General features: G+C 70.4%; 10 protein-coding genes and 1 tRNA gene. 1 reads left to right on the plus strand and 10 read right to left on the minus strand.

What is annotated here, in order from left to right; translation table 11 throughout:
• Positions 1 to 53 precede the first annotated feature (53 nt).
• The 3 genes from AB8Z36_RS18160 to AB8Z36_RS18170 form a co-directional block, all read right to left on the minus strand.
• Positions 54 to 872, minus strand: a complete 819-nt coding sequence (locus AB8Z36_RS18160) for a YceI family protein (protein ID WP_369214372.1) — start codon at positions 870 to 872, stop codon at positions 54 to 56.
• Positions 873 to 1,078: 206 nt separating this feature from the next.
• On the minus strand, positions 1,079 to 3,634 hold the full coding sequence (locus AB8Z36_RS18165) for an MFS transporter (protein ID WP_369214373.1): 2,556 nt from the start codon (positions 3,632 to 3,634) through the stop codon (positions 1,079 to 1,081).
• A 13-nt stretch (positions 3,635 to 3,647) separates the two neighbouring features.
• Positions 3,648 to 4,184: a MarR family winged helix-turn-helix transcriptional regulator gene (locus AB8Z36_RS18170; RefSeq protein WP_369214374.1), complete on the minus strand. Its 537-nt coding sequence runs from the start codon at positions 4,182 to 4,184 to the stop codon at positions 3,648 to 3,650.
• Positions 4,185 to 4,359: 175 nt separating this feature from the next.
• On the opposite strand from AB8Z36_RS18170, the gene AB8Z36_RS18175 reads away from it, so the two are divergent.
• Positions 4,360 to 4,560, plus strand: coding sequence for a hypothetical protein (locus AB8Z36_RS18175; RefSeq protein WP_369214375.1), 201 nt, complete (start codon positions 4,360 to 4,362; stop codon positions 4,558 to 4,560).
• Positions 4,561 to 4,713: 153 nt separating this feature from the next.
• Here the strand turns inward: AB8Z36_RS18175 and AB8Z36_RS18180 are convergent, their stop codons facing one another.
• From AB8Z36_RS18180 to tadA, 7 genes are all read right to left on the minus strand, one after another.
• The gene (locus AB8Z36_RS18180) at positions 4,714 to 5,457 is read right to left on the minus strand and encodes a hypothetical protein (RefSeq protein WP_369214376.1); all 744 of its coding nucleotides are present in this window, start codon (positions 5,455 to 5,457) and stop codon (positions 4,714 to 4,716) included.
• 104 nt (positions 5,458 to 5,561) lie between these two features.
• Positions 5,562 to 6,425 (minus strand): RNA polymerase sigma factor SigF, encoded by an 864-nt coding sequence (locus AB8Z36_RS18185; RefSeq protein WP_369214377.1) that lies wholly within the window; start codon positions 6,423 to 6,425, stop codon positions 5,562 to 5,564.
• Between the two features lie 244 nt (positions 6,426 to 6,669).
• Positions 6,670 to 7,506, minus strand: coding sequence for an RNA polymerase sigma factor SigF (locus AB8Z36_RS18190; protein WP_369214378.1), 837 nt, complete (start codon positions 7,504 to 7,506; stop codon positions 6,670 to 6,672).
• Positions 7,507 to 7,747: 241 nt separating this feature from the next.
• Positions 7,748 to 8,041, minus strand: coding sequence for a Dabb family protein (locus AB8Z36_RS18195; RefSeq protein WP_369214379.1), 294 nt, complete (start codon positions 8,039 to 8,041; stop codon positions 7,748 to 7,750).
• A gap of 52 nt (positions 8,042 to 8,093) precedes the next feature.
• Positions 8,094 to 8,273 (minus strand): hypothetical protein, encoded by a 180-nt coding sequence (locus AB8Z36_RS18200; protein WP_369214380.1) that lies wholly within the window; start codon positions 8,271 to 8,273, stop codon positions 8,094 to 8,096.
• A 422-nt stretch (positions 8,274 to 8,695) separates the two neighbouring features.
• Positions 8,696 to 8,780 (minus strand) — tRNA-Ser (locus tag AB8Z36_RS18205).
• Positions 8,781 to 8,862: 82 nt separating this feature from the next.
• Positions 8,863 to 9,349, minus strand: a 487-nt coding sequence (gene tadA, locus AB8Z36_RS18210; RefSeq protein WP_369214381.1) for a tRNA adenosine(34) deaminase TadA, incomplete at its 5' end; no start/stop codon positions are given.

The raw sequence follows: 9,349 nt of genomic DNA on the forward strand, positions 1-9,349 counted from the left end.
GTCCCGGCACGGGCCGCGTGGTCAGAGGCCCGGAGCTCGCGGGAAGCGGGCCGCTAGACCTGGGGCAAGGTGTCGCCCTGGACCGTCTGGATGTCCAGCTCCACCCGGAGGGTCGTGCCGATGGCCGAGATGCCCGCCTGGACCACCTGGTTGTAGTTCATCGCGAAGTCCTCGCGGCGCAGCTCCGCCGTGGCGCGGAAGGCGGCACGCGTGCCGCCCCACGGGTCCGCGCCGGTGCCGAGGTAGCTGAGCTCCAGGTCGACGGGGCGCACGACCCCGCGCATGCCCAGCTCACCGTGGACGGTCCAGCGGTCCGCGCCCGCGGGGGTGAGGCCGCTCGACCGGTAGGTGATCTCGGGGTACCGCTCGACGTCAAGGAAGTCCGCCGACTTCAGGTGCCCGTCGCGCATGCCGTTGCCCGTGTCGATCGAGGACGACCGGATGACCGCCTCGACGCGCGACTTCTCGACGTCCTCGGCGATCTCCACCCGGCCGCCGAACTCCAGGAACCGCCCGTGCACGCTGGTGATGCCCAGGTGCTGCGCGACGGCGGCGACCGTCGAGTGCACGGGGTCGATGGTCCACGGACCGGGCGGCGGCAGCTCGGTGCCGCCCTGCCGGGCGAGGACGACATGGCCGACGTCGGCCCGTCCGCTGGCGGTGACGAGCGCTGTCGAGGCGACGGGCGCGTAGCCGACCGCGGTGACGATGACGGTGTACGGACCGGCGGGCAGCGCCGTCGTGTCCCGTACGAGCCCCTCCTCGTCCGTCGTGGCCCGCAGCACCTGCGCGCCGGTCATGTCGGTCACCGTGACGACGGCGTGGGGCACGGCCCACCCGTCACGCGTCCGGATCCGAGCGTTGAGTCCCATCCCGTTTACTCCTTGCCTGGCCGCCGCGTACGGCGGCAACAAAAAAGTTCAAGTCCCGTGCGGCCGAGCGGCCGGGAGCCAGACGGCCCCCGGTCCGGTGGTGGCCGGCCGTCCCCTGCCGTGAATGCCACCACCGGCCCGGGGGCCCTTTCGCGACCGGCCCGTGGCCGCGCCTCCGCTCGGGGCGCGCCCACGGGCCGGGGCCGTCACTCGCCCGGGTGGGCGAGCTCGATGTCGTGGCCGTCGACGCCGCTGCCGGTCACCGTGAGGCCGGTGGCCACCGGCGGGTAGCCGGTCGCGATGACCGTGTACTCACCGCTGTCGAGGTCGGTGAAGCCATAGGCCCCGTCCGCCCCGGTGGTCGCGGTGGCGACGACGTTGCCCGCGGCGTCCACCAGGGTGACGCGGGCGTCGTTCAGCGCCGAGCCGCCCGCACGCACGGTGCCGAGCACCTGCGCGCCGGAGCGGAGCTCGACCTCGACCCGGGTGACCCCGGCGCCGCCGATCTCGACGGGCAGGGCCATCGGCCGGTGTCCCGTGGCGTTGACGGCGATGGTCACGGTGCCGGGGACCAGCTCGGCGAAGGTGAACTCGCCCTGCTCACCGGAGAGCCCGGTGGCCAGCACATCACCGCGCACATCGGTCACGATCACCATGGCGCCGGAGACGGGCAGCTTGCTGTCCGCGTCCCGCACCAGGCCGCCGAGGCCGCTGGTGCCGCTGAGCAGGATGTCGTACGCGAGGGTGTCCTCGCCCACGACGACCGTCGAGGCCTGCGGCTGGAACCCGTCGGCGGAGGCGATGAGCACGTACGAACCGGCGCCGGGGGCGTCGACCGCGTACGAGCCGTCGGCCTGCGCGACCGAGCGGCCGAGCTGCCGTCCCCCGAGGGAGATCAGCGTGACGGCGGCCTGCGGCACGGGCGCGCTCTCGGCACCGCGGACGTAGCCGTGGACCGGGATGCCGCCGGTGACCGGCGGGAGCTCACCGGAGCCGGGCTGCGCGGCGGACGCGACGGCGGCGAGCCGCTGGGTGCCCTCGGGGCCGGTCTCCGCGCCCGGGGCGACCGGTGCGAGCACGGGCTGCTCGGCGGTGGTCGCGGCCGGGGCGGTCGCGGCCGGGGCCGCGGCGGCGCTGTCTGCGGAACCGGCCGTCTCACCGGCGGCCTGGGCGAGGGCGCCCGAGGTCCGCAGCGGGACCTCCTTGATGAACAGCGTGATCAGGAAGGCGATCAGCGCCATCGGCGCGGCGATCAGGAAGACGTCGGCGATGCCGTGCCCGTACGCGCTCTCCATCACCGTGCGGAACGGCTCGGGGATCTTGTCCAGGTCGGGGATGCCGCCGCCACCGGTGCCGCCGTGGCCGAAGCCCGCGGCCTTCGGGCCGAGGTCGGCGAGGCCGTCCTTGACGTAGTCGGTGATGCGCGTGGACATGATGGCGCCGAGCGCCGAGACACCCATCGCACCGCCCAGGGAGCGGAAGAAGGTGACCGTGGAGCTGGCGGAGCCGAGGTCCTCGGGGGCGACCTGGTTCTGCGTGCAGAGGACCAGGTTCTGCATCATCATGCCGATGCCGAGACCCATCAGGGCCATGAAGATCGCGATGTGCCAGTACTCGGTGTCGTACCGGATGGTGCCGAGCAGACCGAGGCCCGCCGTCACCAGGAGGCCACCGCTGACCAGCCAGGCCTTCCACTTGCCGGTCTTGGTGATGACCTGGCCGGAGACGGTGGAGGAGACGAACAGACCACCGATCATCGGGATGGTCATGACGCCGGACATCGTCGGGGACTCGCCACGGGCGAGCTGGAAGTACTGGCTGAAGAAGACCGTGCCCGCGAACATCGCGACACCCACGAAGAGCGAGGCGAGCGAGGCGAGCGTGATGGTGCGGTTGCGGAAGAGCCGCAGCGGGATGATCGGCTCGGTGGCCTTGGACTCGACGAGCACGAAGAGCAGACCGAGGACGACCGAACCGCCGACCATCGCGTACGTCTGCCAGGAGACCCAGTCGTACTTGTCACCGGCGAAGGTGACCCAGACGAGCAGCAGGCAGACGGCGGCGCTGATGAAGAAGGCACCGGCCCAGTCGACCTTCACGTCGCGCTTGACGACGGGGAGCTTCAGGGTCTTCTGGAGCACGATCAGGGCGATGACCGCGAAGGGCACGCCGACGTAGAAGCACCAGCGCCAGCCGAGCCACGAGGTGTCGGTGATGACACCGCCGAGCAGCGGACCGCCGACGGTGGCGACGGCGAAGGTGGCGCCGAGGTAGCCGGAGTAGCGGCCGCGCTCACGCGGGGAGATCATCGCGGCCATGACGATCTGCGCCAGGGCGGAGAGACCGCCGACGCCGATGCCCTGCACCACACGGCAGGCGATCAGCATCCCGGCACTCTGCGAGAGACCGGCGACGACCGAACCGCCGACGTATATGACCAGGGCTATCTGGACCAGGGCCTTCTTGCTGAAGAGGTCGGAGAGCTTGCCCCACAGGGGGGTGGTCGCCGTCATCGCGAGGAGCGAGGCGGTGACGACCCAGGTGTAGGCGGACTGGCCGCCGCCGAGGTCGCCGATGATTTCGGGCAGGGCGTTGGAGACGATCGTCGACGAAAGGATCGCGACGAACATGCCGAGCAGCAGCCCGGACAGCGCTTCCATGATCTGCCGGTGCGTCATCGGAGCGTTGTCACCGGGGTGAGAGTGATGTGCTCCGTGCTTGGCATGGCTGCCCCGCACACCGGCTGGTGTGGTTGTTGCCATGGGTTTCCTTTTCTTACGCGGGTGTACGGGTGGGTTCTGACGTGGTCTGTACGTCGTGGGGGGTGCTCGGTCCCTCGTGGGACGTGCTCGGTACGTCGAGGGGAAGCCGGGCCGAAGCCGCGCGGCAGTCCCCGAAGCTGTCGCGCAGTCGCGCGAGCAACGTGCTGAGCTGGACGACCTCTTCGTCGCTCCAGTCGTGCAAGTAGTGGGTGAGCGTCCGGATGGACAGCTCGGAGAGCTCGTCGACCTTGGCCTTGCCCTCGGGCGTGAGCCGCAGGATGCGGGAGCGCTTGTCCGCGGGGTCGGGATCGCGGTGGATCCACTCCCTCTCCGCGACATGGGTGACGTGCCGGCTGGTCACCGACGTATCGACGGCGAGCAGCTCCGCGAGCCTGCTCATCCGCATCGCGCCGTGGCGGTCGAGCAGAATGAGTACGGCGGCGGACCCGCTCGGGCAGTCGTGGGGCAGACCCCGTCCGAGACCACGCTTCACGGCACCGATGGCGCTGAGCTGTCGGGCCAGCTCCTCGTACTGACGCTGCGCGGCCACGGCACCTCCTGATTTTTTGTTGCTTAGGGCAACGATAGAAGCAGTTGGTTGCCGCAGGCAAACTAAAAGTGGACCAAGGCCTTAAAGTCTCGGCAAAGGTCTGTGGGCCTGGATGTAAAGTCCCTGGCCAGCGGGGGTTGGGCCGGGGGCGGTGCATTCGCTAGGGTCCTGCCTCATGGCACACAACCCCCAGGGTCACCAGGGCAACCCCGATCCCGCCGGTTCCACGCAGATGTTCCGGGCGTTCGTCGACGACGCTCCGCAGGGTTCCCGGCAGCAGGCCGCCGCTCCCGCCGGGCCGCGCGTCGGGCTCATTCTCGGCGTGATCCTCGCGGTCGTCGTCGTGGCGGGAGTCGCCTGGCTGGCCCTGGCCTAGCGGGCCTGGTGGCCTAGCAGGCTTGTAGGTGCGGGGTGTTTTCGGCTGGGCTCGCTGGGCCTCGTTCTTCGGCTGTCGGCCGGTCGTGGCCGGTCGCGCAGTTCCCCGCGCCCCTGACGGGGCCTGCGAGCGCCGGGGTTCCGGATCAGCCCCCTAACTCCACCTCGTGCGGGTGTCCCGGGTCTCTATGTGCATGCCCAGCGGGACGCGCCATTCGGCCACGCAGATCCGCCACGTCCTGCTGGTGCGCTCGCCCGGGGCGAGCGGCGTGGGCAGGCGGCGCGTGGAGTCGATCGTGGCCCAGTCGGCGCCCAGGGCGCCGATGATGTGCGTACCGAAGGTGATCTCGCCGGAGCGGACCGGGGAGCCCCCGGTGTTGGTGAAGGTGAGCGTCACCTTCTCGCACCAGCGCTTGTCCGTGGGCTCCCGGCGCGGTTCGCCGGTCCGGAGCCTGGCGGGGCCTCGCGTGGCGTCCGGACCGCTTGAGGGCTGCGGGGTGCCCGGCGCGGACGACCCGGCGGCACCGCCGCTCCGCGAGGGCTCGGCCGCCGGGGTCCGCGCGTTTGTGCCGCCGGGTGACTTCCCCTCCGAGTCACCGTCGGCGGCGGCTTGGGGGCCGGACGGCGTGCCCTTGGGGCCGCCCCGGCCGTTCTTCGTGGGTCCCGCGGGACCTGTGGGGCCCGTGGAGCGCCCCGCCTCCCCGGCGCCGTCCAGCGGGATCATGCGTACGCCGCCCGTCGGGGCCACCGTCCTGCCCGGGGGCCGCTCCGGCGAGGCACCGGCCGCGCCGGTGGCCACATAGCCGTCGCCGCTCCCGCCTCCGCACGAGGCGATCAGGCCGCCGAGGGCCAGCACGGCGGCGGACGCTCCGAGTACATCACGCAGACCACGTCGCATCGCCGCAGTTTGGCTGACGGGCCGTCAATTAGGAACCCCGTCAGCAACACCCGTACCGCGGTGCGTGGTGCGCGGGTCCGGCGGTCCGGCAGCCCGGCGTGCCGTCAGTCCGAGATGAGGCCGTCCCGCAGCTGCGCCAGTGTCCGGGTGAGGAGCCGGGAGACGTGCATCTGCGAGATGCCGACCTCCTCGCCGATCTGCGACTGCGTCATGTTGGCGAAGAAGCGCAGCATGATGATGCGCCGCTCGCGCGGCGGCAGCTTGGCGAGCAGCGGCTTGAGGGACTCGCGGTACTCCACGCCCTCCAGGGCCGAGTCCTCGTACCCCAGACGGTCGGCGAGGGAGCCCTCGCCGCCGTCGTCCTCGGGGGCCGGGGAGTCGAGCGAGGAGGCGGTGTAGGCATTGCCCACCGCGAGGCCGTCGACCACGTCCTCCTCCGACACCCCGAGGGCGGCGGCGAGTTCGGGCACGGTCGGCGACCGGTCGAGCCGCTGGGCCAGTTCGTCGCTGGTCTTGGTCAGCGCGAGCCGCAGCTCCTGGAGGCGGCGCGGCACGCGCACCGACCAACTGGTGTCCCGGAAGAAGCGCTTGATCTCACCGACGACCGTCGGCATCGCGAACGTCGGGAACTCCACGCCGCGTTCGCAGTCGAAACGGTCGATCGCCTTGATCAGGCCGATCGTTCCGACCTGGACGATGTCCTCCATCGGTTCGTTGCGGCTGCGGAATCGTGCCGCCGCGTACCGCACGAGCGGGAGGTTGAGCTCGATGAGCGTGTCGCGTACGTACACGCGCTCCGGGCTGTCCTGGTCGAGCGCGGCGAGCCGCAGGAACAGGGAGCGGGACAGGGTCCGGGTGTCGATGGCCTCCGGAGCCGATGAGCTGTGAAGCGCGTCGGGCGCGGATTCGCTCGGGCTCTTGGTGAGCGTGAGCGTGAGCACCTTCGAGCTGCCCTGGTCTGCGGACATGCCACCCCCTTGAGGTCGCGGACGGTCGCGGCGAGCGCTCCCGTCGGAGGAACGCAGCCTCCACCTGAATACCGGAGGTGGGGCTACGGCAAACGCGGTTCCAGCAGAATGTCACATGTCGGCAACACGCTGTAGTTACTTGTCGACAAACAAGGGTGACATCCGTGCAGGAAAGAGGGGGTCTGGGGCTTTTCAGCGACAAGTGCCGTCGGGAACAGCCCCGACGGCACTCCACTCGATACGGTTACGCCTCGATCCGATTTGCGGACCTGAGCCGCGCGAAGCTCCTGGCCAGGAGTCTCGACACATGCATCTGGGAAACGCCCAATTCCGCGCTGATCTGTGATTGCGTCAGATTGCTGTAGTAGCGCAGCAGCAGGATCCGCTGTTCGCGCTCCGGCAGTTGGACGAGGAGATGGCGTACGAGGTCGCGGTGCTCGACGCCGTCGAGCGCGGGGTCCTCGTAGCCGAGCCGGTCGAGCAGTCCGGGCAGTCCGTCGCCCTCCTGGGCCGCCTCCAGGGACGTCGCGTGGTACGAGCGCCCGGCCTCGATGCAGGCGAGGACCTCGTCCTCGGTGATGCGGAGCCGCTCGGCGATCTCCGCGGTCGTCGGGGAGCGCCCGAAGGCGGTGGTGAGGTCCTCGGTCGCCCCGGTGACCTGCACCCACAGCTCGTGCAGCCGGCGCGGGACGTGGACCGTGCGGACGTTGTCGCGGAAGTACCGCTTGATCTCGCCGACGACGGTGGGCATCGCGAACGTCGGGAACTGCACCCCGCGCTCGGGGTCGAACCGGTCGATGGCGTTGATCAGACCGATGGTCCCGACCTGGACGACGTCCTCCATCGGCTCGTTGCGGCTGCGGAAGCGCGCGGCGGCGTAGCGCACGCGCGGCAGGYCGGCCTCGATGAGGGCGCCGCGCACCCGGCCGTGTTCGGGGGTGCCCGGCTCCAGGTCCTTGAGCCGGCCGAAGAGGACCTGGGTGAGGGCGCGGGTGTCGGCACCGCGGGAGCTTCCGGTGCTGGGTGCGGTCCTCGCGGGTGGAGCTTCAGGCGCAGTACTGGCCGGCACGGTCAACGCCACCCCTTCTCAGTCAAGCCCGGTTTCTCAGTCAAGCCCGGTCAAGCGCAGTCGACCTTGATCGGTACGTCGATCGGCCTCGATCAGTACATCGATCGACCTGTTTAACTCATTCGTCAAAAGCGGTCATAGCATCACAAGACATGTGCACTGTGTGCAAGCACCCGATAACTACGTGTTGAGACACGGAACGGCCCCGCACCAGTGCGGTGCGGGGCCGTCCGGGGGGCCGTTGAGCGGTGGCTCAGAACTCGTAGTCGGCGATCACCCAGGTGGCGAACTCGCGCCAGAGCGCGACGCCCGCCTGGTGGGCCGGGTGCTCCAGGTAGCGCTTCAGGGCGTCGGTGTCCTCGACCGCGGAGTTGATCGCGAAGTCGTAGGCGATGGGGCGGTCGGTGATGTTCCAGGCGCACTCCCAGAACGTCAGTTCCGGGATCTGGCCGCCGAGTGCGCGGAAGGCGTCGACGCCCTCGACCACGCGCGGCTCGTCGCGCTGTACGCCGTCGTTGAGCTTGAAGAGGACCAGATGGCGGATCACGGGAACGGGACTCCTTGGAGAGGGCTCGGGGCCTGAGGGCCTCGACGACCGCTCAGTCCTTGCCTCCGTTGGCCACCCACGTCATGAAGTCGCCGATGCTCTGAGCGGCGCTGGAGACACCCTCGAACCCTATCTGCACGTAGTCCGCGGCCTTGGCGGGGTCGGTGATGATCACGTAGAGCACGAAGACGACCAGGACGAAGAGACCGAGCTTCTTCCACTGCACTGCCACGATCCGGTCTCCCCTTACCCCTGCTCCGTTTACCCGTGCTCCGTGCGACCCCTGCGACGGGCGTGAGTCTAACCCGGACGTCGGTCACGGGGTTTTCGACGTGACTCACGGGTTTTTAGGGACCAACGGCCCATCCGAGGAGGCCCTTTGCGGGCGCCGGGCGGGTGTCCGTGACCGCAGGATGGATGGTGAGCCCCGGCGGATCTGGCAGGAGTCCGCGGGGCGAGGGACTGGCCCCACTGCGGAGCCGGCGCCGCCGCCTCCCCCGTAGACGGCGCCGACTTGAGGGCCGGTCCTCGTCCGGGGGGAGCGGTCTGTCCCCCCGATGCCGCTCTCCCCGGTCCTCTTCTTCTCTCCCCCGCGCGAGCGCGCGAGTACGACGAAGGGCCCGTCCATTCGGACGGGCCCTTTCGTATCAAGAGCGGTAGCGGAGGGATTTGAACCCTCGGTGAGTTTCCCCACACTCGCTTTCGAGGCGAGCTCCTTCGGCCGCTCGGACACGCTACCGAGAGGAACTCTAGCCCACGATGGGCCGTGGTCAGAAATCGGTTCCGGGCAAGGACCCGGACGGGCCCTTTCCCGGAACGGTTCACCGGCCCCTGTGGCCCTCACGGAAGAAGGCGGTGAGCAGTCCGGCGGCCTCGTCGGCGAGCACACCGTGGATGACTTCGGGACGGTGGTTGAGCCTGCGGTCGCGCAGCACGTCCCAGAGCGAACCGGCCGCGCCCGCCTTGTCGTCCCGCGCTCCGTAGACGACCCGGTCGACGCGGGACTGCACGATCGCGCCCGCACACATCGTGCAGGGCTCGAGGGTCACGACGAGCGTGCAGCCGGTCAGGCGCCACTCGCCGAGCACGGCGGCGGCCCGCCGGACGGCGAGCACCTCCGCGTGCGCGGTCGGGTCGCCGGTCGCCTCGCGTTCGTTGTGCCCCGTGGCGAGCACCGTCGTGCCGTCCGGAGACAGCACGACGGCACCCACGGGAACATCGCCGCCCCCGACGGCGAGCCCCGCCTCGGCGAGGGCGAGCCGCATGGGGCCCCGCCAGCGGTCGCGTACSGGATCACCGGCGGCGGAG

The sequence above is a fragment of the Streptomyces flavofungini genome, from assembly GCF_041028215.1.
In the GTDB taxonomy this organism is placed as follows: domain Bacteria; phylum Actinomycetota; class Actinomycetes; order Streptomycetales; family Streptomycetaceae; genus Streptomyces; species Streptomyces flavofungini_B.

Excerpts from the sequence above, each read along its gene's own strand:
- AB8Z36_RS18165 (WP_369214373.1), bottom strand. The coding sequence starts at position 3,634 with ATGGCAACAACCACACCAGCCGGTGTGCGGGGCAGCCATGCCAAGCAC.
- AB8Z36_RS18185 (WP_369214377.1), bottom strand. The coding sequence starts at position 6,425 with ATGTCCGCAGACCAGGGCAGCTCGAAGGTGCTCACGCTCACGCTCACC.
- AB8Z36_RS18160 (WP_369214372.1), bottom strand. The coding sequence starts at position 872 with ATGGGACTCAACGCTCGGATCCGGACGCGTGACGGGTGGGCCGTGCCC.
- AB8Z36_RS18180 (WP_369214376.1), bottom strand. The coding sequence starts at position 5,457 with ATGCGACGTGGTCTGCGTGATGTACTCGGAGCGTCCGCCGCCGTGCTG.
- AB8Z36_RS18175 (WP_369214375.1), top strand. The coding sequence starts at position 4,360 with ATGGCACACAACCCCCAGGGTCACCAGGGCAACCCCGATCCCGCCGGT.